At 69.1% G+C, this 23,784-nt stretch carries 23 protein-coding genes; 15 read left to right on the forward strand and 8 right to left on the reverse strand.

Annotated elements, in window-relative coordinates; translation table 11 throughout:
* Positions 1-93 precede the first annotated feature (93 nt).
* Both mutS and CAL15_RS11930 read left to right on the forward strand, forming a co-directional pair.
* Positions 94-2,730 carry a DNA mismatch repair protein MutS gene (mutS, locus tag CAL15_RS11925; RefSeq protein ID WP_420042546.1) on the forward strand — a complete coding sequence of 879 codons (2,637 nt, stop codon included), beginning with the start codon at positions 94-96 and terminating at the stop codon, positions 2,728-2,730.
* On the forward strand, positions 2,727-3,929 hold the full coding sequence (locus CAL15_RS11930; protein WP_086078783.1) for a ribosomal protein uL16 3-hydroxylase: 1,203 nt from the start codon (positions 2,727-2,729) through the stop codon (positions 3,927-3,929). Before mutS ends, CAL15_RS11930 begins: the two co-directional genes overlap by 4 nt.
* Positions 3,930-4,177: 248 nt before the next feature.
* Here CAL15_RS11930 and CAL15_RS24410 read toward each other — a convergent pair whose 3' ends face one another.
* From CAL15_RS24410 to CAL15_RS11955, 5 genes are all read right to left on the reverse strand, one after another.
* Positions 4,178-4,453, reverse strand: a complete 276-nt coding sequence (locus CAL15_RS24410) for a hypothetical protein (protein WP_157666649.1) — start codon at positions 4,451-4,453, stop codon at positions 4,178-4,180.
* Between the two features lie 248 nt (positions 4,454-4,701).
* A complete protein-coding gene (bamC, locus tag CAL15_RS11940; protein WP_086078784.1) occupies positions 4,702-5,826 on the reverse strand; it encodes an outer membrane protein assembly factor BamC in 1,125 nt (374 codons plus the stop codon).
* A gap of 16 nt (positions 5,827-5,842) precedes the next feature.
* Positions 5,843-6,748 carry a 4-hydroxy-tetrahydrodipicolinate synthase gene (gene dapA, locus CAL15_RS11945; RefSeq protein WP_086078785.1) on the reverse strand — a complete coding sequence of 302 codons (906 nt, stop codon included), beginning with the start codon at positions 6,746-6,748 and terminating at the stop codon, positions 5,843-5,845.
* A gap of 186 nt (positions 6,749-6,934) precedes the next feature.
* Positions 6,935-7,588 carry a site-2 protease family protein gene (locus CAL15_RS11950; RefSeq protein WP_086078786.1) on the reverse strand — a complete coding sequence of 218 codons (654 nt, stop codon included), beginning with the start codon at positions 7,586-7,588 and terminating at the stop codon, positions 6,935-6,937.
* Positions 7,589-7,670: 82 nt separating this feature from the next.
* On the reverse strand, positions 7,671-8,300 hold the full coding sequence (locus CAL15_RS11955) for an L-threonylcarbamoyladenylate synthase (protein WP_086078787.1): 630 nt from the start codon (positions 8,298-8,300) through the stop codon (positions 7,671-7,673).
* 59 nt (positions 8,301-8,359) lie between these two features.
* Between CAL15_RS11955 and ypfJ the strand changes: the two genes are divergently transcribed.
* Entirely contained in the window at positions 8,360-9,199 is an 840-nt protein-coding gene (gene ypfJ, locus CAL15_RS11960; protein ID WP_198299210.1) for a KPN_02809 family neutral zinc metallopeptidase, read from the forward strand.
* 62 nt (positions 9,200-9,261) lie between these two features.
* Here the strand turns inward: ypfJ and CAL15_RS11965 are convergent, their stop codons facing one another.
* The 3 genes from CAL15_RS11965 to CAL15_RS11975 form a co-directional block, all read right to left on the reverse strand.
* Positions 9,262-9,534: a hypothetical protein gene (locus tag CAL15_RS11965; protein WP_086078788.1), complete on the reverse strand. Its 273-nt coding sequence runs from the start codon at positions 9,532-9,534 to the stop codon at positions 9,262-9,264.
* Between the two features lie 114 nt (positions 9,535-9,648).
* A complete protein-coding gene (locus CAL15_RS11970; RefSeq protein ID WP_086078789.1) occupies positions 9,649-9,849 on the reverse strand; it encodes a hypothetical protein in 201 nt (66 codons plus the stop codon).
* A gap of 59 nt (positions 9,850-9,908) precedes the next feature.
* On the reverse strand, positions 9,909-10,691 hold the full coding sequence (locus tag CAL15_RS11975) for a DUF4253 domain-containing protein (protein WP_086078790.1): 783 nt from the start codon (positions 10,689-10,691) through the stop codon (positions 9,909-9,911).
* Between the two features lie 170 nt (positions 10,692-10,861).
* Here CAL15_RS11975 and ku point away from each other — a divergent pair, with 170 nt between their 5' ends.
* From ku to CAL15_RS12035, 12 genes are all read left to right on the forward strand, one after another.
* A complete protein-coding gene (gene ku, locus CAL15_RS11980) occupies positions 10,862-11,803 on the forward strand; it encodes a non-homologous end joining protein Ku (protein WP_086078791.1) in 942 nt (313 codons plus the stop codon).
* A 48-nt stretch (positions 11,804-11,851) separates the two neighbouring features.
* Positions 11,852-14,368 (forward strand): DNA ligase D, encoded by a 2,517-nt coding sequence (gene ligD / locus CAL15_RS11985; protein ID WP_086078792.1) that lies wholly within the window; start codon positions 11,852-11,854, stop codon positions 14,366-14,368.
* Positions 14,369-14,551: 183 nt separating this feature from the next.
* A complete protein-coding gene (locus CAL15_RS11990) occupies positions 14,552-15,433 on the forward strand; it encodes an N-acyl homoserine lactonase family protein (protein ID WP_086078793.1) in 882 nt (293 codons plus the stop codon).
* Positions 15,434-15,439: 6 nt separating this feature from the next.
* Positions 15,440-16,402, forward strand: a complete 963-nt coding sequence (locus CAL15_RS11995) for an ABC transporter ATP-binding protein (RefSeq protein WP_086078794.1) — start codon at positions 15,440-15,442, stop codon at positions 16,400-16,402.
* Entirely contained in the window at positions 16,399-17,112 is a 714-nt protein-coding gene (locus CAL15_RS12000) for an ABC transporter permease (RefSeq protein WP_086078795.1), read from the forward strand. Before CAL15_RS11995 ends, CAL15_RS12000 begins: the two co-directional genes overlap by 4 nt.
* Entirely contained in the window at positions 17,109-18,488 is a 1,380-nt protein-coding gene (locus CAL15_RS12005) for a GldG family protein (protein WP_086078796.1), read from the forward strand. The genes CAL15_RS12000 and CAL15_RS12005 overlap by 4 nt, the downstream gene beginning before the upstream one ends.
* Positions 18,485-19,027, forward strand: coding sequence for a DUF4340 domain-containing protein (locus CAL15_RS12010; RefSeq protein WP_086078797.1), 543 nt, complete (start codon positions 18,485-18,487; stop codon positions 19,025-19,027). Before CAL15_RS12005 ends, CAL15_RS12010 begins: the two co-directional genes overlap by 4 nt.
* A 12-nt stretch (positions 19,028-19,039) precedes the next feature.
* The gene (locus CAL15_RS12015; protein WP_086078798.1) at positions 19,040-19,945 is read left to right on the forward strand and encodes a branched-chain amino acid ABC transporter permease; all 906 of its coding nucleotides are present in this window, start codon (positions 19,040-19,042) and stop codon (positions 19,943-19,945) included.
* Positions 19,945-20,925 (forward strand): branched-chain amino acid ABC transporter permease, encoded by a 981-nt coding sequence (locus CAL15_RS12020; RefSeq protein ID WP_086078799.1) that lies wholly within the window; start codon positions 19,945-19,947, stop codon positions 20,923-20,925. The genes CAL15_RS12015 and CAL15_RS12020 overlap by 1 nt, the downstream gene beginning before the upstream one ends.
* The gene (locus tag CAL15_RS12025; RefSeq protein ID WP_086078800.1) at positions 20,922-21,662 is read left to right on the forward strand and encodes an ABC transporter ATP-binding protein; all 741 of its coding nucleotides are present in this window, start codon (positions 20,922-20,924) and stop codon (positions 21,660-21,662) included. The genes CAL15_RS12020 and CAL15_RS12025 overlap by 4 nt, the downstream gene beginning before the upstream one ends.
* A 2-nt stretch (positions 21,663-21,664) precedes the next feature.
* Positions 21,665-22,321, forward strand: a complete 657-nt coding sequence (locus CAL15_RS12030; protein ID WP_086078801.1) for an ABC transporter ATP-binding protein — start codon at positions 21,665-21,667, stop codon at positions 22,319-22,321.
* 17 nt (positions 22,322-22,338) lie between these two features.
* Positions 22,339-23,775 carry an aldehyde dehydrogenase family protein gene (locus CAL15_RS12035; protein ID WP_086078802.1) on the forward strand — a complete coding sequence of 479 codons (1,437 nt, stop codon included), beginning with the start codon at positions 22,339-22,341 and terminating at the stop codon, positions 23,773-23,775.
* The last annotated feature ends 9 nt before the right edge of the window (positions 23,776-23,784 follow it).

The raw sequence follows: 23,784 nt of genomic DNA on the forward strand, positions 1-23,784 counted from the left end.
CCCGAACATGGTCAAATAATCGGCTTTCCGCCCCCGTGTCGCGTCACGCCGCGCGGGGTGCACGCACCGGACAAGACCACCCGCCCCCACTTGATGCCCAAGACCGACACCTCCGGCCACACTCCCATGATGCAGCAGTACCTGGCGCTGAAAGCAGAAGCCGGGCCGCTGATGCTGTTCTATCGCATGGGCGACTTCTACGAGATGTTCTATGAAGACGCCGAACGCGCCGCGCGCCTGCTCAACGTCACGCTGACCAAGCGCGGCGCCTCCAACGGCGCGCCCATCCCCATGGCCGGCGTGCCGGTGCACGCCATGGAACAGTACCTGGCGAAACTGGTGGCGCTGGGCGAATCGGTGGCGATCTGCGAGCAGATCGGCGATCCGGCCGCGTCCAAGGGCCCGGTGGAGCGCCGCATCGTGCGCATCGTCACCCCGGGCACGCTTACCGACGAGGCGCTGCTGCCCGCGAAGGCGGACCGGGCGCTGGCCGCGCTGTGGTCCAGCGGCAAGGCGCGCGAGGCGCGCGCCGGGCTGGCGTGGCTGAACCTGGCCAGCGGCGAGTTTCGCGTCACCGAGTGCGCGCCCGCGCAGCTCGAGTCCGAACTGGCCCGCATCGCTCCGGCCGAGCTCATCTGCGCCGATGGCGCCGAGCTCACCGTGGCCTTCGACGGCGCGGTGGCGCGCATACCCGACTGGCACTTCGAACGCGACGGCGCGCGCGCGCACCTGCTGGCCCACTTCAAGACCGACTCGCTGGCCGGCTTCGACGTCGAGGACATGCCCGCCGCCATCTGCGCCGCCGGCGCGCTGCTGCGCTACGCGGCGCGCACGCAGTCGCAGGCCCTGGCGCACGTGCAGCAGCTGATGGCCGAGCGTCCCGGCCTGTATGTGGTGCTGGATCCCGTCACGCGCCGCAACCTCGAACTCACCCAGACGCTGGCGGGCGAAGATTCGCCCACCCTGTTCTCGCTGCTGGACAGCTGCCGCACGCCCATGGGCAGCCGGCTGCTGCGCCGCTGGCTGCATCATCCGCTGCGCGAAAACGCGCCCGCGCGGGCGCGCCAGCAGGCCATCGCCGCGCTGCTGGGCGCGCGCCTGCATCCCGAGCAGGCCTTCGGCGCCGCCGAAATGCTCGACACCCTGCGCGAGGCGCTGAACCCCTTTCCGGACATCGAACGCATCGCCTCGCGCGTCGCCCTGCGCTCGGTGCGTCCGCGCGAACTGGCCAGCCTGCGCGATGCGCTGGCCACCCTGCCCGCGCTGCACGAACTGCTGGGCCAGCTGCAGCCCGCCACGGCGCGGCTGCAGGAACTGACCGCCATGCTGGCGCCCGACCCCGCGCTGGCGCAGTTGCTGCTGCGGGCCGTGGCCGCGGAGCCCGCCGTGCAGATCCGCGACGGCGGCGTCATCGCGCAGGGATACGACGCCGAACTGGACGAGCTGCGCGCGCTGGCCACCGACGGCGGCGACTTCCTGATGCAGCTCGAAGCCCGCGAGCGCGAGCGCACCGGTATCGGCAATCTGCGCGTCGAGTTCAACCGCGTGCACGGCTTCTACATCGAAGTCACGCGCGGCCAGGCCGACAAGGTGCCCGACGACTACCGCCGCCGCCAGACGCTGAAGAACGCCGAACGCTACATCACGCCCGAGCTGAAGACCTGGGAAGACCGCGTGCTGTCCGCACAGGACCGGTCGCTGGCGCGCGAGAAGTGGCTGTACGAACAACTGCTGGACACGCTGGCCGCCTACGTGCCGCCGCTGACCCTGTGCGCGGCCGCGCTGGCCGAACTGGACACCCTGGCGGCGCTGGCGCATCACGCACGGCGCCACGACTGGGTGGCGCCCGAGCTGACCGACAACGCCGAGATCGACATCGAGGCCGGCCGCCATCCCGTGGTCGAACGCGCCATCGAGCGCTTCACGCCCAACGGCTGCCGGCTGGACGCCACGCGCCGCATGCTGCTGATCACCGGCCCCAACATGGGCGGTAAATCCACGTACATGCGGCAGACCGCGCTGATCGCCCTGCTGGCGCGCACGGGCAGCTTCGTGCCCGCTGCCAGCGCCCGCGTGGGCGCCATCGACCGCATCTTCACGCGCATCGGCGCGGCCGACGACCTGGCGGGCGGACGTTCGACCTTCATGATGGAGATGACCGAAGCCGCCGCCATCCTGTCCGCCAGCACGCCGCACAGCCTGGTGCTGATGGATGAGATCGGCCGCGGCACCTCGACTTACGACGGCCTGGCGCTGGCCTGGGCCATCGCCTGCCGCCTGCTCACCCACAACCGCGCGTTGACGCTGTTCGCCACGCATTACTTCGAGCTGACGCGCCTGCCGGCCGAGCAGCCCACGTCCGCCAACGTGCACCTGGCCGCCGCCGAATCCGCCGGCGGCATCGTGTTCCTGCACGAGGTGCGCGAAGGCCCGGCCAGCCGCAGCTACGGGATCCAGGTGGCCCAGCGCGCCGGCATCCCGCCCGCGGTCATCCGTCAGGCCTCGCGCGAACTGGAACGCCTCGAGGCCCAGGGCGCGCCCACGCCGCAGCTCGGCCTGTTCGCCGCGGCCATCGATGCCGACGCGCACGCGCAGGCGCAGGCCGATCGGCAGGATGCCAGCGAGGCCCTGCACGCCCTGCGCGACGAACTCGCCGCCATCGATCCCGACAGCCTCACTCCCCGCGAAGCGCTGGAAGCGCTGTACCGACTCAAGGCCCACCAGTCATGAATCCCGCGCCCGACCAGCCCAGCGACCTGCTGGGCGGCCTGACCCCCGATGCCTTCATGCGCCGCTACTGGCAGCGCAAGCCGCTGCTGATCCGCCAGGCCATCCCCGGCTTCAAGCCGCCCGTGCCGGCCGCCGCGCTCAAGCGCCTGGCGCGCCGCGACGACGTCGAGTCGCGCCTGATCTGGCGCGAACGGGGCGAGTGGCAGATGGAGAACGGCCCCTTCGCGCGGCTGCCCAAGCCGGCCGAGCCGGACTGGACGCTGCTGGTGCAAAGCGTGGACCTGCACGACGATGCGGCCAGCGAGCTGCTGCAGCGCTTCCGGTTCGTGCCTGATGCCCGGCTGGACGACATCATGATCAGCCTGGCCTCCACCGGCGGCGGCGTGGGCCCGCATTTCGATAGCTACGACGTGTTCCTGCTCCAGGCCGCGGGCCGGCGCCGCTGGCGCTATGGCCGCCAGCGCGACCTGTCGCTGGTGCCCGACCTGCCGCTGAAGATCCTGGCCAACTTCGAGCCCGAGGAAGACTACGTGCTGGAGCCGGGCGACATGCTGTACCTGCCGCCCCAGGCCGCGCACGACGGCGTGGCGCTGGACGACGACTGCATGACCATCTCGATCGGTTTTCGCGCACCGTCGATGGCCGCGCTGGCGCGCGGCCTGCTCGAGGCCGCGGCCGACCAGGCCATGGCCCGGCTGGGCCAGCCCGCCGGCCCCTATGGCGATCCGCCCCTGCCCGGCCCCGCGCCGGCAGGCCTGTACCGGGACCCCGGCCAGCCCGCCACGGCCACCCCGGCCGCGCTGCCCGACGCCCTGCTGCAGGCCACGCTGGACACCCTGGACAAGCTGCGCTTCGACGAAGCGCTGGCCGCGCGGTTTCTCGGCTGCTGGCTGACCGAACCCAATTCGCTCAGCGTGTTCGACGACGACACGGCCGGCGAGGCGCCAGACCTGTCAGAGGCATGGCCCGACCAAGGCCGGCTGGTGCTGGACCGCCGCACCCGCATGCTGTATCGCGGCCGCCAGCTGTTCATCAATGGGGAAACCGCGCCCGTGCCGCCATCGCCCGCGCTGCGCGCGCTGGCCGACGCGCGCGAACTGGATTGCGCCGACCGGCGTTGCCGCGTCGTGGACGAGGACGCGCGCGATTGTCTGGCCGAATGGCTGGATGCGGGCTGGCTGCACTACCGGCCGGCATAGCGCTTGCGGCGGGGGCGCAACAAACCCGCCGCGCTCCGGCCCCGGATTCGTATCATCCCGACACTTCGGCGTATCCGCATCGCACAGAACGCTAGCGGGTCTGAACCCGCCGTGACATTTCCACATTCAATACACGAACACGCAAGATTTGTTGCGGTTGGGATGCCTCCGCTTTAATTTCCACACTACGGCGTATGGCTGATTCCTGTAGCCTGGGTCATGGTTTCCCCTAGGGGGGTCCATACATCTCATTCAAAGAGGAGTCTCGACATGATGATGCGCAAATCGCTGATTCTCGCCGCCATGGTTGCCGCTGTTTCGCTGAGCGCTTGCAAGAAGAGCGAAGAAGCTCCGCCCGCTGGCAGCACCACCCCGTCCACGACCACCCCGGCGCCGTCCACGGCCCCGTCGACCACGCCTTCGAGCCCCGGCACCACCCCGGGCACCGGCGGTTCGGGCGGCTCGACCACCACGCCCGCGTCGTAAGCACCCGGCTGCTGCCGGCTTCGGCCGGCAGCGGGCATGACGCCCCGGATCGGTCCGTTCCCTGTGACAGGGGCGGGGATCGCCGATCCGGGGCATTTGTTTGGGTGCGGCCGGCTAGGCGCGGCCGGCTACGCGCGGCCGGCTAGGCGCGGCCGACGAAGCGCGGCCTGGCCAGGCGCGGCCGACGCGCCTCACACGCCCATGAAAAAGCCGGCGAGCAGTCACATGCTCGCCGGCTTTGTCTAGTCGAGACGGGCCGCTGACGCGCGGCCCGTTCCGCCAGCAACTACATCTTCTCGCGCAGCACGCCCAGCAGACGCTGCGCGGTGGTGCTGTTGTCGCGCCCGCCGTTGGCGTCCAGGACAGTGACCTGGGTCTGCCCGCCGCTGTCGCTCAGGTGGATGCGGTACTGCGGCGCGGTGGCGGGCTTGCCGCCGAACATGCGGCTGAAGAAGTTGGGATCTTCGCGCTTGGCGCCCGTGTCGGTATCGAGATAGCGCACGTAGTAGTCGCCCGCGCTGCGATCGCGATCGTCCACCGTGAAGCCGCCCGAGTCCAGCGCGACGCCGACGCGGCGCCACGCCCGGTCGAACGACTCGTTGATGACAAGCAACGCGCCCTGCGCGCGCACGTCCTGCTGGATGGCGGGACGCTGCGGATTGGCCTCGGCCTGCGCCACCAGTTGGCGGGCGCGGTCGGTGTCGGTGCCCAGGTAGACCATCAGGCGCGCCAGCATGGCCGCGTTCAGGCCGGGATCTTCGGTGCCGTGGGTCCATTCGACCTGGGCATCGTCCGAACCGTAGCGCTTCTCCACCATCTGCTGGTGGCTGATGTAGATTTCGGTACGGCCGTTGACGCGCTCGACGCGGGTGCGGAATTTCTCGCGCTCGCCGCTATCGTAGGCCATGTCGATGAGCGAACCCAGCGCCTGGCGGATCCAGCTTTCCTGGATCTTGGCGCGGTTCTCGGCCCAGTTGGTTTCAATCAGGCCAGCCTGCGGGCTGTTGACCGCGACGGAGAAACCGGTGTCGGTCCAGAAGTCGACCACCTTGGGGAAGACCTCTTCGGGCGGGCGCTCGACCACCAGCCAGCGGATGTTGCCATCGCGCTCGACACGCATATCGGTGCGGGAAGGCAGCACGTTCGAGCCTGCCGCACTGGCGGCAGCCTGCTGCTGCGCCTGGCCCTGCAGCTGGAATTGCGTATAGGTGGTGGAGCCGCTGGCCGGCGCGCGGTAGCGCGGATCGGACGCAGCCTGCGTCAGGTCGGGCGGAATGCTGAGGGGCTGCCCTCGCTGCGTACCTTTGTAGTCGATCGCTTCATCGGTGCCGAGCACCTGACTGACTTCGCTGCAGCCCGACAGCAGGGCCAAGGCCATCAATGCCGACAAGCCGGCATGACGTTTGTTCATACACGTCCTCACGTATTTAAAGCAGGCCGACTTCATGGAGCGCCTGCCGCACGGTGGCATGGTGCGCGGCGCCGAGTTCGACCAGCGGCAGGCGGTAGCCCAGTTCGCTGCGGCCCATCTGGGCGAGCGCCCATTTGACCGGGATGGGATTGGCTTCGACGAACAAAGCCTTGTTCAGACGCGCCAGGCGCGCATTAAGTTCACGCGTGCGCGGCACGTCGCCGGCCAGCGCCGCGGCGCACAGTTCGTGCATGAGCCGGGGCGCCACGTTGGCCGTAACCGAGATATTGCCGCGCGCGCCCAGCAGGATCAGGGCCGCGGCCGTGGGGTCGTCGCCGCTGAACACCTGGAAGCCCTCGGGGGCTTCGCGCAGCAGCAGCGCGCCGCGGCCGATGTCGCCGGTGGCTTCCTTGATGCCGATGATGCCCGGCACCTGCGCCAGGCGCAGCACAGTATCGTTGCTCATGTCGGCCACGGTGCGGCCGGGCACGTTGTACAGCACCGTGGGCAGCTCGACGGCCTCGGCAATGGCGCGGAAATGGCGGTAGATGCCCTCCTGCGTGGGCTTGTTGTAGTACGGCACCACCGACAGCCCCGCGTGTGCGCCGACCGCGTGCGCGTGGCGGGCCAGGTGGATGGCCTCGTCGGTGGAGTTGGCGCCGACGCCCGCGATGACGGGAATGCGGCTGGCGGCGTGCTCGACCGCCACACGGATCAGTTCCGCGTGCTCGTCCATGGACACCGTGGGCGACTCGCCCGTGGTGCCGACCACGACCAGCGCATCGGTGCCTTCGGCGACGTGCCAGTCGATCAACGCGCGATAGGCTTCGTAATCCAGGCTGCCATCGGGGCGCATGGGGGTGACCAATGCGACCATGCTGCCTTGGAAGACCGGATCCGCAGCGCGAGCAGTAGAGACCATTCGGGGTAACTCCGCACCCGGGATGCTTCATCCCGGCATAACCACCAGGGCTTCCCGCCCTGATCAACCAGGGCCTCGTGCCCTGACCTACCGGGGCATTGCCCCGGCATCACCGCCAGGACGCTTGCCCCGACTAAACGGAAGAGTTTACCGGATATTGTCCGCAGCGGATATCGACGCGCCCCGCTACAGGAACAGAAACCAGCCGACCACGGCCCGGCCCAGCGCCAGCAGGGGCCCCAGCACCACCCACAGCACGCCGGTGGCCAGCAGCACCAGCACGATCACCAGGCCGTACGGCTCGAGCTTGCCGTACTGGTAGGCGGCGCGGTGCGGCAGCAGGCTGTAGACGATGCGCCCGCCGTCCAGCGGCGGCACCGGCAGCAGGTTCAACGCCATCAGCGCCAGGTTCACGTTGATGCCGGCCATGGACATCTCGACCCAGAAGCCTTCGGTGGTGCCGTTCTGGATGTAGATCCGCAGCGCGATCGCCCACGCCAGGGCCATGAAAAGATTGGCCGCCGGACCCGCCAGCGCGACCCACAGCATGTCTTTCTTGGGACGGCGCAGCCGCCCGAAATCGACCGGCACCGGCTTGGCCCAGCCGAACAGCAGGCCTGCCCCGCCCATCAGCTTGGACGTCAGCAGGATCAGCGCGGGCACCAGCAGCGTGCCGATCGGATCGATGTGCCGCGCGGGATTCAGGCTGATGCGGCCCGCCTCGTACGCCGTGGGATCGCCGAACATGCGCGCCACGTAGCCGTGCGCGGCCTCGTGCAGGGTGATGGCGAAGATCACCGGAATGGCATAGACCGTGATGGTCTGGATGATGTCGTTCATGGCGAGCGCAATTGTAGTGTGCGAGTCGGGTACCAGGGCGTATCGGCGCCGCGCGCGACGCGGCGCGGCCGCGGGCGGCGCCTCAAGCGGCCAGCCCCAGCACCGCTGGGTCGCCCAGGCCCCGGCGCACGACGAGCGGCGCATCGCCGGTCAGGTCCACCACGGTGGTGGGCGCCTGCGCGCAGGCGCCGGAATCGACCACCGCGGCCAGCTCGTGCGCGTAGCGCGCGACGATTTCCTCGGGGTCGTTCAATGCGTCTTCTTCGCCGCGCGGGATCAGCGTGGTGGACAACAGCGGCGCGCCCGCTTCTTGCAGCAGCGCATGCACGACCTTGTGATCCGGCACGCGGATGCCGATGGTCTTGCGCGACGGGTGCGATACCCGCCGCGGCACCTCGCGCGTGGCCTCGAGGATGAAAGTCCATGGTCCGGGCGTCGCCGCCTTCAGCAGGCGGTATTGGCGGTTGTCCACGCGCGCCATCTGGCCGATTTCGGCCAGGTCGCCGCACAGCAGCGTGAGATGATGGCGCTCGTCCAGTCCCCGGATGCGGCGCAGCGCGTCGGCCGCGGCCTTGTCGTCCAGCCGCGCCACCAGTGCATAACTCGAATCGGTAGGCACCGCGAGGAGACCGCCGTCGCGCAGCCACTGCACCGCCTGCTTGATCAGCCGCGGCTGCGGGTTGTCCGGATGGATGGAGAGAAGCAGAGCCATGGCGATTATCCTAACATTGCCCTGGTAGCCACGGCCGCACGGCCAAGGGGAGACACATCATGCGCATGGGCGATTCACGAGAAAGCAGCAACATCGAAGACCGCCGCGGTCGCGGCCCGCGGGTGGGGCGCGGCAGCATAGGGGTAGGCACCATCGTGCTGGCGCTGGTCGCCATGTACTTCGGCATCGACCCGTCCGTGGTGCTCCAGATGGCCGAAGGCCCCGCCATCGAGCAGCCCAGCCAGGCGCCCGCCAGCGACCCGCAGACGAAATTCGTGGCGCGCGTGCTGGGCGAGACGGAAGACACCTGGAGCGAGCTCTTCAAACAGCACGTCGGACAGCCGTATCAGCCGCCCACGCTGGTGCTGTTCCGCGGGGCCACGCCCACCGCATGCGGCACGGGGCAATCGGCCATGGGCCCCTTCTACTGCCCCGCCGACAGCAAGGTGTACATCGACCTGAGCTTCTTCGACGAAATGGCGCGCAGGCTGAACGCGCCCGGCGATTTCGCGCAGGCCTACGTCATCGCGCACGAGGTCGGCCATCACGTCCAGCACCTGCTGGGCACGGCGGGCCAGGTCGACGCGCTGCGGCGGCGCAATCCCGCGCAGGGCAATGCGCTGTCGGTGCGCATGGAGCTGCAGGCCGACTGCTATGCCGGCCTGTGGGCGCGCCGCGCGGACCAGGCGCGCAACATTCTCGAAGACGGGGACATCGAAGAAGGCCTGAACGCGGCCAGCGCCATCGGCGACGACACGCTGCAGCGCAAGAGCCAGGGTTACGTCGTGCCCGATGCCTTCACGCACGGCAGTTCCGCGCAGCGCGTGCGCTGGTTCAAGCGGGGATACGAAAGCGGGGACCTGCGCCAGTGCGATACCTTTGGCGCGGCGCAGCCATAGCGCGGCGCCCGCCTGCGCCGCGGGCCGGGAGCAGGGCGGGCGGCAGCCAGGGCCTGTTGACGCTAAAGCTGCACGCCCATCAGGCCATCGACGATGTGCTGGCCATGGCTGACGGCCGCGTGCACGGCCTCGCGGGGGCTGTACACGAAACCGCCTTCCATGAAGCACGGGACGGGATACTCATGGCCCGGATCCTGGATGGCGCTGGCGGGCACCACCAGAACCGTGGCCGTGAACACCGGCCCGCTGGGCGTGTCGGCCAGCGCGGCTAGGGGCCCCCTGACGACCTTGGCCGTCAGGCGATAGCCCTTGTAAATCACATTGTTCTGGTTCACTCGGACGTCCTCTCTGAGGCCGAGCATACCGCGCAATGACTGTCATGAATTAATGACTGTCGCCATGCCGCTACAGGGACGGAACAGGGATTTCCCTGTAGGGCGGGTGAAACATCAATGCTGTCCGCCGCCCTTTTCCTTGTCGAGGTCCTGGGCCTGCCGGCGCGTGTCCTCGTTCTTGAATCCGCCGTAACTGCTCTGGCCCGGGTCCGCGCTACGGCTGCGGATGTCCTCGTTGGGGCCCTTCTGGTGCGCGCCGGCGCCGGGCTGTGGGCGTTGCGGATCGGCGGGCGCCCTGGAACGATCGTTCGTCATGCTGAGTCCTCCATGATTGACGAGTGTCCATTCCAGCAACCGGCATGCCCGGCCGCGCGCTACTCGGTATAACGCAGCCACAGATGCCGGCGGCCGGCGATGCCCTCGACCACCGCGGCGGCCAGGGCCTGTCGCGCGCGGCCGCGCGCGTTGTACAGCGCGCAGACGTCCGTGGCGATGGCCTCGGCGCGCTCGGCATCCGGCGGCGCATCGCGCAGCAGTCCCAGGTATGAGGCGCCGCTGCCGATCAGTTCGTAACCATGCTGGCGGCAGAAGTGGCGCGCCACGGCGAAGCAGTGATGGGGTCCCAGGTCGCAGCTGAAGTACCCATTCGGAAAGGCCGCCAGCGCTTCGTACGAATGGACCACGGGCACCACCAGCGCCGATAGCGGCTGATCCAGCAGCGCCACCGGATCGTCCTGGAACGAGGTCCACTCTTCCAGCGCCGCGGGATCCATGGCAAGCCCATGCGCGCAGGCCTGGTCGAACGTGGCGTGCGCGACGAAGCGCTCGTAGCCATACGCGCACACGGGGAATTCGGCCTTCGAATCCAGGTCTCCGACGAACGTGCCATCCTCGAACCATTCCTGCGGCAGGCCTTCCATGTGCAGGCCCGTGATGTCCACAAGATGGTAGCGGCCGCGCGCGTGGCCCGAGGTATAGCAGGCCTGCGCAAGATTATCGAGCGTGAACAGCGGCCTGCAGGTGGGATGGTCGGCGGCGATCTGGCGGTAGGCGTCGATCAGGTCCTGCAGGCTGGCGATGCCGTTCACCCGATATTCGTCGCACAAGCCGTTGGAGGGATTGCCCTGGGCTTTGTTGCCGCGGAAGCGGATATCCATGAGCGGGTCCTGAAGCGGTACGCGTCGGACTAGCATAGCCCACGAGCACGCCGCGCCGGCTGCGCGCAGTGCTCGCTCGGGCACTCCTGCGCCATACGCACACGGGCACGCGGCTTGCTGAGGGAATGTCCCCAATAACACCGCACGCGGCGCCGCGACAGGAGGACACCATGGCCACACGCACCATATGGAAAGGAGCGATTTCGTTCGGTCTGGTCCACATCCCGGTCGGCCTGCACACCGCCGCCACCGAGTCCGGCGTGGACTTCGACTGGCTGGACAAGCGGTCGATGGATCCGGTGGGCTACAAGCGCATCAACAAGCGCACCGGCAAGGAAATCGATCGCGAGAACATCGTCAAGGGCGTGCAGTACGAGAAGGGCGAGTACGTGATCGTGTCGCCCGAGGAGATCGAGCAGGCCTACCCGCGCACCACGCAGACCATCGAGATCCAGATGTTCGTGGACGCGGCCCAGGTGTCGTTCATGTACCTCGAGCGTCCCTATTACATCGAGCCCATCAACAAGGGCCACAAGGTCTATGCCCTGCTGCGCGACACGCTGGCCAAGGCCGGCAAGATCGGCATCGCCAAGGTGGTCATCCAGACCAAGCAGCATCTGGCCGCGCTGGTGCCCACGGGCGATGCCATGGTGCTGAACCTGATGCGCTGGGGCGACGAGATCAAGCCCATGTCCGACCTGGACCTGCCGCGTGTCGGATCCAAGGCCATGTCGCCCAGCGCCGCCGAACTGAAGATGGCCCGCATGCTGGTCGACGACATGTCGGGTGACTGGGACCCCGAAGACTTCAAGGACGAATTTCGGCAGGCCATCATGGACCTCGTCGACAGGAAGGTGAAGGCCGGCAAGACCGAGACGGTGGTCGAGCCGCAGGAGGAAGCGCCCAGCTACGAAGGCAACGTCATCGACCTGACCGAGCTGCTGCAGCGCAGCCTGAAGGGCAAGCGCGGCGGGTCCTCCGGCGCCGAACCGGCCAAGGCGGCGCGCAAGACGGCGGCCAAGAGCGCGGCCAAGCGGGCCTCCAAGACCGCCGCCAAGACGGCGGCGAAGAAGGCGTCCGCGAAGTCCTCGCGCGCACGCAAGGCGGCGTGACGGCCTGCGGCCCCATCGTCGCAAGCCGTACGACCCGCTGCCTGAACCATGCCGGCCTCGCTGAAGACCTATCGGGAAAAGCGCAACTTCTCCGTCACCTCGGAGCCGGCCGGCGGCGGCCGCGCCAACACGCGCGAGCCGGCCTTCGTGATCCAGAAACACTGGGCCACCCGGCTGCACTATGACCTGCGCCTGGAACTGGACGGCGCGATGAAGAGCTGGGCCGTGCCGAAGGGCCCCAGCTACGACCCCACCATCAAGCGCATGGCCGTTCAGGTCGAGGACCACCCCATCGCCTACAACCAGTTCGAAGGCGAGATTCCCAAGGGGCAGTACGGCGCGGGCAAGGTCATCATCTGGGACGAAGGCACCTGGCAGCCCGTGGGCGACCCTCGCAAGGGGTATCGCGAAGGCCACCTGAAGTTCACGCTGCGCGGCGTGAAGATGCAGGGTCAGTGGGCCCTGGTGCGCCTGAAGCGCGGGGACGAAAAGCAGCCGACGTGGCTGCTGATCAAGGACCGCGACGAACTGGCCCGTCCCGACGCCGAGTTCAGTGTGGTGGACGAAATGCCCGACAGCGTGGTCCCGCTGCGCGGCAAGCGGCGCGCAGCGTCGACGCGGTCGCGGCAGACGGAACAGGCGCCTGCCGTGGAAGCGGCCATGCCCGGCGTGGCCAGCGACATGCCGCGCACGCTCAAGCCGCAGCTGGCCACGCTGGTGGACCGCGCGCCCGCCTCCGCCGCGGACTGGCTGTACGAGATCAAGTACGACGGCTACCGCATCCTGGCGCGCATCGAGAACGGGCAGGCGCGACTCTACACGCGCAATGGCCACGACTGGACCGACCGCATGCCGCACCTGGCCGAAGCCCTGGCGCGGGCCAAGGCCGATGCCTGGGTGGACGGCGAGATCGTCGTGCTGACCGACCAGGGTACGCCCAGCTTCCAGGCGCTGCAGAACGCCTTCGACAACGGGCGCACGGCAGGCATCCAGTTCTTCGCCTTCGACCTGCCCTACGTGGCGGGCCGCGACCTGCGCGGCGAACCTTTGACGGTGCGGCGCGCGCTGCTGGAACAGCTGGTGGCGCCGATCCGGCGCAAGGCCGTGCAGCTCAGCGCCACGCTGGATGCCGGCCCGAGCGAACTGGTGCGCACGGCTTGCGGCATGGGCCTGGAAGGCATCATCGGCAAGCGCCGCGACTCCACCTATGTGTCGCGCCGCTCGGATAACTGGATCAAGCTGAAGTGCGGCCAGCGGCAGGAGTTCGTGATCGTGGGCTACACGGATCCGGGCGGGCGGCGTGTGGGCTTCGGATCCCTGCTGCTGGCGGTGCACGACGACGAGGGCGGCCTGCGCTACGCGGGCAACGTGGGCACCGGCTTCGACGACGACATGCTCCGGCGGCTGAAGCAGCAGCTGGACGCCTTGCGCACCGACCGGTCCGCGCTGCGCAGCCGCGCGGGCGTCGAAGGCCGGCCGCACTGGGTACGGCCCGAACTGGTGGCCGAGGTGTCGTTCGGGGAATGGACCCAGGGCGGGCACGTGCGCCATCCGGTGTTCCGGGGGCTGCGCGGCGACAAGCCGGCGGGCGCCATCGTGCGCGAGCGGCCGCAGGCGCCGCCGAAGGAAACGCCGCGCGCCACGGGCAGCAAGCCCGCGACGACCCGGCCCGCGTCGAAGTCGTCTTCGGGCAAGACGGCGTCGGGACGGCTGTCCAGTCCCGAGCGCGTCATCGATCCGTCCACGGGGCTGACCAAGCTGGACTTGGCCCGCTACTACGGGCTGGTCGCGCCGCTGATGGTGCCCCACCTGAAAGGCAGGCCCGTCGCCTTCCTGCGCGCCCCCCAGGGCATACATCATCAGCTGTTCTTCCAGAAGCACCAGGACGGCACCATCCCCGACGTCCGGAACCTGCCCGAGAAGCTCTACCCCGACCACCCGCCGATGATGGAAGTGGCGACCGACATGGGCATTCTGTCGGCTGCGCAGATGAATGTGGTGGAGTTCCACACCTGGAACGCGGTGAAGACCAGCATCGCCAGGCCCGACCGCATGCTGTTCGACCTGGACCCTGGCGACGGCGTGGCGTGGCCCGCCATTCGCGAGGGCGCGCAGCTGGTGCAGGCGCTGCTGCGCGAACTGGACCTGGCGTGCTGGCTGAAGACCAGCGGCGGCAAGGGACTGCACGTGGTCGTGCCGCTGCGCAAGCAATACGACTGGGACGCCGTGCGGCAGTTCTCCGAAGTCATCGTGCGCCACCTGGCCCGCACGCTGCCGCAGCGCTTCGTGGCCAAGAGCGGCCCGAAGAACCGCGTGGGAAAGATCTTCGTCGACTACCTGCGCAACGGCTTCGGCGCCACCACGGTGGCGGCCTGGTCCGCGCGGGCGCGTTCCGGCATGGGCATCTCGGTACCCATCGCGTGGGACGAACTGCCGCGACTGTCCGGCGCCGCGCAATGGACGATCGCCAATGCGCACGATCGCCTGGACGTGGGGAACGCGCCGTGGGACGACTACACGCCGCAGTCGCTGGGAAAGGCCATGGCAATCCTGGAGTTCCGATAACCCACTTTAGTGGCAGCGAACCCCCGGTTAAGGAAACCCTAATAGCCAGCCGCGAGAGCCTCGGGCAGAGTGCTTTTCCATAAGAAGAATCTGCATCGGCAAGACCGGGGATACATCCGGCGCGCCGGTATCCGCCTGCGGCGCGCAGCGCCCGGTTTCGTGCAGCATAACGAGGAGACGACAATGAAAAGAGTCTGGACAGGGCTGCTGGGCGCCATGGCTATGGCGATGGGGATGTCGGCGCACGGAGCCGACGTGGCGGGCAACGGCGCGGGCGCCGCCGGGCCGGACGTGAAGCTGATGCAGTTGTCGGTCGGCAAGATCGAGCTCGACAAGGGCTTCATGACCGCGATGGTCGACGTGGGTACCAAGATCAAGATTCCGGTCCCGGCCTACGTCATCCAGCATCCGCGCGGGCTGGTGCTGTTCGACACCGGAATGAACCAGGCCACCGCCGATGGCAACTGCGCCAATTACTGGGGCCAGGGCCTGTGCGGCGCCTTCAGCTCCATGCAGAGCCGCGACGAAGTCATCGACCGGCAGCTGAAGGCGGCGGGCTTCGAGGTCGCCGACGTGAAGTACGTCGTGTATTCGCACTTCCACCTGGACCATGCCGGCAACATCAAGATGTTCCCCAACGCCAAGCACGTCGTCCAAAAGGCGGAGCTGCGCGCGGCATGGTGGCCCGAGAAATTCCAGCGAGCGGCCTATGTGCTGAAGGATTACGACTCGACCCGCGACTACGACTTCATCCAGGTGGAGGGCGACTTCGACCTGTTCGGCGACGGCACGATCGTGCTGCTGGACACCAAGGGCCACACGCAGGGCCACCAGTCGCTGCAGGTGAAACTGAAGAACACGGGCACCGTCCTGCTGGCCGCCGACGCGATCTACACCGCGGAGAACGAGGCGGGCGTCATCCCCGGCATCACTTGGAACACCAACGCCTCGATGCAGGCCATCGACCGGCTCAAGCAGATCCGCGATTCCCAGCGCGGACAGATCTGGTACAGCCACGACGCGCAGCAGCACGCGCAGAACGCCAAGACCAAAGTCTTCGACTGACGCCGCATGGCCCCGGTCATCGCGCTCGAGGGCGTGTCGAAGTCGTTCGGCTCGCGCCAGATCCTGCATGACGTCTCGCTGGCGATAGAGCCGGGCGAGATCGTCGGCCTGCTCGGCCCGAACGGCAGCGGCAAGACCACCACGCTGCGGCTGATGGCGGGCTACCACGCGCCCGACGCCGGCCGAGTGACGATCTGCGGCCGTCCGCACACGGGCAACCGCGGCACGCGAGCCGTGGGCTATCTGCCCGAACGCGTGCCCCTGTACGACGGACTGACGGTACGGCATTACCTGCGCTTCGTGGCCGACGTCAAGATGCCGGAGTCGGCCGTGGCGCGCCGCGCCGCCGTCGAGCGCGCCATGGCGGGCTTCGACCTGGACGATCTGGCGGACCGCCCGCTGGGGCGTCTTTCCAAGGGACAGCGGCAGCGCGTCGGCCTGGCGCAAGCCGTGCTGGCGGACCCGCCGGCGCTGCTGCTCGACGAGTCCACCAATGGCCTGGACCCGGTGCAGATCGTCGAGGCGCGCGCCATGATCCGTCGCTGCGCACAGGGCCGCGCCGTGGTGTTCAGCAGCCACCTGATGCAGGAGATCGAGGCGCTCTGCACGCGCATCATCGTCCTGCGCGACGGACGGCTCATCGACGACGCCTCGCTGCACACGGGCCGCGCCGCGCTGACGCTGCGGCTCGCCCTGCCGCACGACCGCCACGAGGCGCTTCGCACGGCGCTGGCCGCGTTCCCGGGCGTAGACCGGATCGACGTCGCGTCCATCGATGCGGGACGCAGCGAGTGGCGGCTGCACTGGTCGGCGTCGCCGCCGTCGGACACCTGCGACGCCGTGCTGCGCACCGTGCTGTCGCACGCGCAGGTAGTGGCCGTGCTGGCGGGCGAGCCGGCCGTCGAGGCGCGCCTGCTCGCCGCGCTGGCGCTGGCCTCCAACGCGCCCGACATCCGGAGGCGCGCGTGAGAGCCCTGGCCGCGCTGTACCGCAAAGAGCTGCGCACCGATTTCGGCTCACCGGTGGCGCTTGCCGTGCTGGCCGTGTTCTGGGCACTGTCCGGCTACCTGTTCAGCTTCAACCTGTTCTTCGTCAGCACGGGCCAGATGGTCACGGCCTTCCACAACATGACCATCCTGCTCATCCTGGTCATGCCGCTGGTCAGCATGCGGGCCTTCGCCGAAGAGGCGCGCCAGGGCACGCTGGAACTGCTGCTGACGCTGCCGCTGTCGGATGCCGCCCTGGTGGCGGCCAAGTTCTGCGCCGGCCTGACCATGCTGCTGCTGATGCTGGCGGGAACGGGCGTGGCCGTGCTGCCGCTGGTCTGGTACGGACAGCCCGACTACGGCCCCATCCTGGGCGGCTACATCGGCGTCTTCCTGTATGGCGCGGTGTTCCTGGCCATCGGCATCGCCGTCTCCAGCGCGTGCAGCAACCAGGTCGTGGCCGCCAGCATCACCTGGGGCATCCTGGTGCTGCTGTGGTTCATCGACTACCCGGCCGCGCTCGACGCCCTGCCCGCCCTGTCGCCGCTGTTCCAGGCGATGTCGCTGTCCGCGCAGCACGTGGACTACATCCGCGGCGTGCTGCCCGGCCCGGCCAGCGTCACGCTGGCCAGCATGGGGCTGTTCGCCCTCGTGGTGGCCGCCCTCAACCTGAAGCGCTGGAGGCTGAGATGAGAGCCGGATCCAGCCGGCTGGCCTTGCGCCGGCTCGCCATCTGGTTGCCCGCGGCCGCGGTGGCGGCGCTGCTGCTGGCGCTGAACCTGTGGTCGTCCCGCCACCTGGGCAAGCTCGATCTCACCGCGCAGCGGGTCTACAGCCTGTCGCCAGAGAGCGTGCAGGTGGCGCGCGACGTCAGCCGGCCGGTGGACGTGACGTGGTTCTACGACCTGCGCAACAAGAGCATGGTGGACGCGCTGGACCTGCTGCGCCAGTACGAGCGCGCCAATCCCCTGGTGCGCATACGCGCGGTGGACCCGGCCCTGCGCCCGGCGCTGGCCCGCGAGGCCGGCATCCAGTTCGCGGGTAGCGCCGTGCTGCAAAGCGGCGAGCGCAGGCTGACCATCAACGGCGGCACCGAGACCGACTTCACCAATGCCCTGATCCGCATCGGCCAGCAGGACGGCCAGACCATCTGCTTCACGCAAGGACACCGCGAGCCGCCGCTGGACAGCCTGACGTCGCTCGACGACCTGGAAGAGCATGACGGCGACGAGAACATCGTGGCGCGCGTCGAGGTGCACGAGCAGCACGGCATGGCGCTGGCGCGCAACGCGCTGCAAACGCTGGGCTACGCCACCGCGGGCGTCGCGGCGGGCTCCCTGGAACAGGCCCTGCCGCGCTGCGACGTGCTGGTGGCCGCGGGCCCGCGCCACGCCTTCGAGACGCGCGATGCACAGGCCTTGCGCGCATGGGTGCGCCATGGGGGCAAGGCCTTGCTGCTGCTGGAACCGGGCGTGCCGCACGGGCTGGACGCTGTGCTGGCCGATTTCGGCATCGAGCAGGCGCGCGGCGCGCTGGTCGACCCGGTCGCGCATTACCGCAACGACCCCGGCACCCCGGCGGTCAGCGACTACACGCGCCACAAGATGACGCGCAACGTGCCGCTGAGCTTCTTCCCCGGGGCTACCGCGTTCTTGCCCGCCGGCGAGCGCCTGCCCGACGGCGTGCTGGTGACGCCGCTGGCCCAGACCTCGCCGCAGGCTCGCGTGCCGGGTGCCCCTGAGCAACGCCTGACCCTGGCGGCGCTTGCCACCGGACCGGCCTCGCAAGACGGGCACGGCGCCTCCCGCCCGATGCTGCTGGTGTTCGGCGACAGCGACTTCGCCACCAACCGGCACTTCGCCGCACTGGGCAACGGCGCGCTGTTCGTCAACGCCGTATCGCTGCTGGCAGGCGAGGACACCCTGCTGGCCATACGGCCGCGCCATTACGAGAACCAGCGCGTCGAGCTGACCAACCGGCAGATGCAGGCCGTGTTCTGGACCAGCACCGTGGCGCTGCCGGCGCTGGCATTGCTGGCCGGCCTGCTGGTCTGGTGGAGGCGCCGATGACGCACAGCTCGCGCTGGACATGGGCCGGCCTGCTGGGAGCCGGCATGCTGCTGTCGCTGTGGCAGGGCCTGGCGCTGCACGAGGGCCCGGGCCGCCATGACGGCCACGACCACGGCCACTCCGCCGCCGCGCCTCAGCGCCTGTACGCCTGGCACGCCGACCAGGTCGCCGGCATCACGCTGGCCACGCGGGACGTCACGCTGCGCATGCGCAGCGACCGCGCCGCGTGGCGCGAACTGCCCGTGCCCGATTTCGACGCCGCGGCCTTCGTCGCGACCTTTTCGCAGCTGCGCAGCGAACGCCGCTTCGCGCCGCAGCCTGGCGAGTCGTACGGGCTGCAGCCGCCGCATCTGCGCATCACCCTGCACGACGACGACGGCGCGACGCTGGCCGACCTGGAGGTCGGCGATCCCGTTCCCGACGGCTTCGGCCGCTACGCGCGCGTGCCGGGCGAGGCCGACGTGCGCGTGGTCCCCGACTACCAGACGCGCGCGCCCATGCAGGCCATGCGGGCGCGGCGCCCATCCCCGCATTTCTAGAAGGAGCGACGCTTGACCTGGGATATCCTGAAGTTGGCCCTCGTGGACGGCGTGGCCTATGCCAGCCTGCTGTTCCTGGTCTCCATGGGCCTGACGCTGGTGTTCGGCGTGATGGGCATACTGAATGTCGCGCACGGCGCGTTCTATGCCTATGGCGGCTACGCCGCCGCCTCCACCGTGCTGTACCTGGCGCCGCGCAGCGATTCGCCGGTCCTGCTGTTCCTCGCCCTGTTCGCCGCGGCCGTCGTGGCCGGGCTGGTGCTGGGCGCGCTGATGGAGTTCCTGCTCATCCGCCGCGCCCAGAACTACGACCCCATCCTCAAGCTGCTGCTTACCTTCGGCGCCTTCCTGATGCTCGAGGACATCCAGCGCATGATCTGGGGCGCGCAGCCGTACAGCGCCAGCGAGGTGGTCACCCGGCTGGGCAACATCGACATCGGCGACATCACCTACACCACCTACCAGCTGGTGGTGGTGCCGGCGACCGCGCTCATCGCCTATCTGCTGCTGCAGTGGTTCCTGCATCGCACGCGGCTGGGCAAGCAGACCGTGGCCACCACGCACCATCGCGAGGTCGCCACCTCGCTGGGCATCAACACCAAGAAGATCGGCCTGACCACTTTCGTGATCGCCACCGTGCTGGGCGCCCTGGGCGGCGCATTGGCCGCGCCGACCACCTCGCTGGTGCCGGGCGCCGGCACCGACATGACCGTGCTGTCGTTCGCCGTGGTCGCCACGGCCGGGCTGGGGCAGATCAGCGGCGCGCTGATCGCCTCGCTGCTGATCGGAGTGGTGCGCGCCATCTCGGTGTACGTCGCGCCCGAGCTCGAAGTGGCGATCCCCTACATCATCATGGTGCTGGTGCTCATCATCCGCCCCAATGGGCTGTTCACCGTGGCGCAGGCGAGGAAGATCTGATGAAAGTCGTTGCATTGAGCATCCTCGCGGCCGCCGCGGCGCTGGCCATAGGCCTGGGCTGGTCCTGGACCATCACGCCCATCGTGTTCGGGCTGACCTATGCCATCGCGGCGCTGGGCGTCTCGGTCATGGCGCGGGCGGGCCAGGTGTCGTTCGGCCATGCCATGTACGCCTGCATCTCGGCTTACACCGTCGCCTTCCTGGCCCGCGCCATGCCGCAGGCCGACGCGCTGCTGCTGATCCTGGCCGGCGTGGCGGCCAGCTTTGCCGCGGCGCTGGTGGTGGGTTCGTTCGTGGTGCGCTACCGCGGCATCTTCTTCGGCATGCTGAACCTGGCGCTGAGCATGGTGCTGTTCGCGCTGCTGGGCAAGCTCTACACCATCACGGGCGGGTCGGACGGGCTGCGCATCGTGCGCCCCACCCTGGCCGGCTTCGCGCTGGAGCGGGCCGACTTCGAACGCGGCCTGCTGTTGCTGACCCTGCTGCTTTCGCTGCTGCTGGCTTGGTGGGTGCAGCGCTACTTCCGCTCGGGCAGCGGCCAGGCGCTGGCGGCGATCAAGACCAACGAGACCCGCATCGAATACCTGGGCTTCTCGGCCTACGCCATCATGTGGAAGGGCTATCTGCTGTCGGCCGTGGTGGTGGGCGTGTCGGGCGCGCTGCTGGCCCTGATGCAGGGCCTGGTGACGCCCGACATCGGCTCGTGGCTGCGTTCGGGCGAGTTCGTGTTCATCACCATCCTGGGCGGCGCCGGCCATGCGGCCGGGCCGTTCCTGGGCGCGGCTGCCTTCGAGACGGTGAAGCTGGCCTCCGGCGCCTACTTCCCGGGCCTGTGGCAGTTCGTGCTCGGGCTAACGCTGATCCTGGTGATCTTCCTGTTTCCCACCGGCTTCGTGGGCCAGATCGTGAAGCGGCTGGGCGCGAGACGTCCCCGCGACAAGCGTCTGGACCAGCCGCAACGACGGAGTGTGCAGGCATGAGCGCGCTGATCAAGACCACTGGGCTGTACCTGGCCTTCGGCGGCGTGGTGGCCGCCGACAACATCGACTTCGAGCTGCACGAGGGCGAACGGCTGGCCGTCATCGGCCAGAACGGTGCGGGCAAGACCACCTTCATCAACATCTGCACCGGCTATCTGCGGCCCGCGCGCGGCAAGGTGTACTTCGACGGGCGCGACGTGACCGCCATGGCGCCGCGCCGCATCGTGCGGCTGGGCCTGGGCAGGTCCTTCCAGCTGCCGCAGCTGTTCACCGAACACACGGTCAGGCAGTGCGTGGAAATCGCCACGGCGCGGCGCAACCGCGACCTGAGCTGGTTCCGCCCGCTGGAAAGCACCATAGACGGCCGCGAGGTCGAGGCCACGCTGGAACTGGTGGGACTGCGCGAGGACGCCGACGAGGCCAGCATCGAACTGCCGGAAGGCAAGCGCAAACTGCTGGACGTGGCCATGGCGCTGGCCCTGCAGCCCAAGCTGCTGATCATGGACGAGCCCACCAGCGGCGTCGCGTCGGAAGACAAGCACGTGCTGATGGAAACGGTGATGGCCGCGCTGGCCGAGCGCCGCGTCACGAGCTGGTTCGTCGAGCACGACGTCGACATCGTGTCGCGCTACGCCACGCGGGTGGCCGCATGGATCGCCGGCAAGGTGGCCGCGGACGGGCGCCCCGAGGACGTGCTGAGCCATCCGCAGATCAAGAGCGAAGTCCTGGGAGCCTGACCATGCTGAACATCTCCGCCCTGAACGTGGACCTGGCCGGCAACCGCATCCTGCGCGACGTCACGGCCAGCTTCGCCTCGTCGCGCACCATCGGCATCGTCGGGCGCAACGGCGCCGGCAAGACCACGCTGCTGCGCGCCATCATGGGATTGACGCGCGTGCGCTCGGGCCGCATCGACTTCGACGGCGCCGACCTGACCGCCCTGCCCGGCCACCGCCGCGCCGCGCTGCGGGTGGGCTACGCCCCCGAGGACCGCGTCATCTTCCCCACCATGACCGTCGAGGAGAACCTGCGCCTGCCCTGCGAAGTGCAGGGCCACGCGCGCGCCGACGTGGACGCGCGGCTGCAGGCCGTGCTGCGCGTGGTGCCTCAGATCGAGCCGATGCTCGGGCGCTCCGGCTCGGCGTTGTCCGGCGGACAGGGAAAGATAGTGGCGCTGGGCCGCGCCCTGATGGTGGGCACGCGGCTGTTGATGCTGGACGAGCCGTTCCAGGGCCTCGCGCCCAAACTGGCGCACGACTACACCGAGGCCCTTGCCCGTCTGAGGGAATGGCAGCCCGAGCTGTGCGTCGTCATCACCGAATCGAACGTGAAACTGCTGGGCGACATGCCCGACCAGATCTGGACCATAGAGCGTGGCTCGATCACGCTGAACTGACAACGATGGAGACTGACATGAGCAAGATGGTGATCAACGGCGAACGCGTGGCGGCGCAGGACGGACGCACGCTGGACGTGCTGTCGCCGGTCGACGGCGAGGTATTCGAGACCCTGCCGCGCGGCCAGGCCGCCGACGTGGACCTGGCCGTGCGCGCGGCGCGCGACGCGCTGGGCGGCGAATGGGGCCGCCTGTCCGCGCTGGAGCGCGGACGCCTGTTGCTGCGGCTGGGCGAGAAGGTGCTGGCGCACCACGAGGAACTGTCCCGCATCGAATCGCGCGACACCGGCAAGCCCATCTCCACCGCGCGCGCCGACATCACCGTGCTGGCGCGCTACTTCGAGTTCTATGGCGGCGCGGCGGACAAGGTGCACGGCCAGACCATTCCGTTCCAGCAGAACTACTCGGTGCAGCTGGTTCGAGAGCCCCTGGGCGTGACCGCGCACATCATCCCTTGGAACTACCCCGCGCAGATGTTCGGCCGCAGCGTGGCGCCCGCCCTGGCCATGGGCAATGCCGCCGTGGTGAAGCCCGCCGAGGACGCCTGCCTGTCGATCCTGCGCGTGGCCGAGCTGGCGCTCGAGGTCGGATTCCCGCCCGGCGCGCTGAACATCGTGACGGGGCTGGGCGAGGAAGCGGGCGCGGCGCTGTCGCGCCATCCCGGCATCAACTTCATCACCTTCACGGGGTCCAACGAGGTGGGCGTGCTGATCCAGCAGGCCGCCGCGGTGAACGCGGTGAAGTGCGTGCTGGAGCTGGGCGGCAAGTCCGCCCACATCGTGTTCGACGATGCGCGCGCCGAACTGGCCATACCCGCCATCGTCAAGGGCATCGTGCACAACACGGGCCAGACCTGCACCGCGGGCAGCCGGCTGCTGGTGCAGAAGGGCATCTACCCGCGCTTCATGGAGGCACTGGCGCAGGAGTTCTCGAAGGTGCGCGCGGGCACGCCGGACATGGACCTGACCTGCGGCCCCGTGGTGAACCGCGCGCAGTTCGAGCGCGTCAACCGCTACATCGCAAAGGGCCTGGCCGACGGCATGAAGGTCGTGGCCGAGGGCAGGATCGCCGACGGCGTTCCATCGGGCGGGTACTTCGTCAAGCCCACGCTGTTCAGCGCCGCCAGCCACGACAGCGACCTCTTCACGCAGGAAATCTTCGGCCCGGTGCTGGTGTCGGTGCCGTTCGAGGACGAGGCCGAGGCCATCCGCCTGGCCAACGCCACGGACTACGGCCTGCTGGGCGCCGTGTGGACCGAGAACGGCGGCCGCCAGCAGCGCGTGGCGCGCGGCATCCAGTGCGGCCAGGTCTACATCAACGGCTTCGGCGCGGGCGGCGGCGTCGAACTGCCCTTCGGCGGCGTGAAGAAGAGCGGCCACGGCCGCGAGAAAGGCTTCATCGCGCTCGAAGAGATGAGCACGACCAAGACCATCATTCAATACTACGGCGCCTGAGCGCGCGCA

Source organism: Bordetella genomosp. 13, assembly GCF_002119665.1.
Taxonomy (GTDB): domain Bacteria; phylum Pseudomonadota; class Gammaproteobacteria; order Burkholderiales; family Burkholderiaceae_B; genus Bordetella.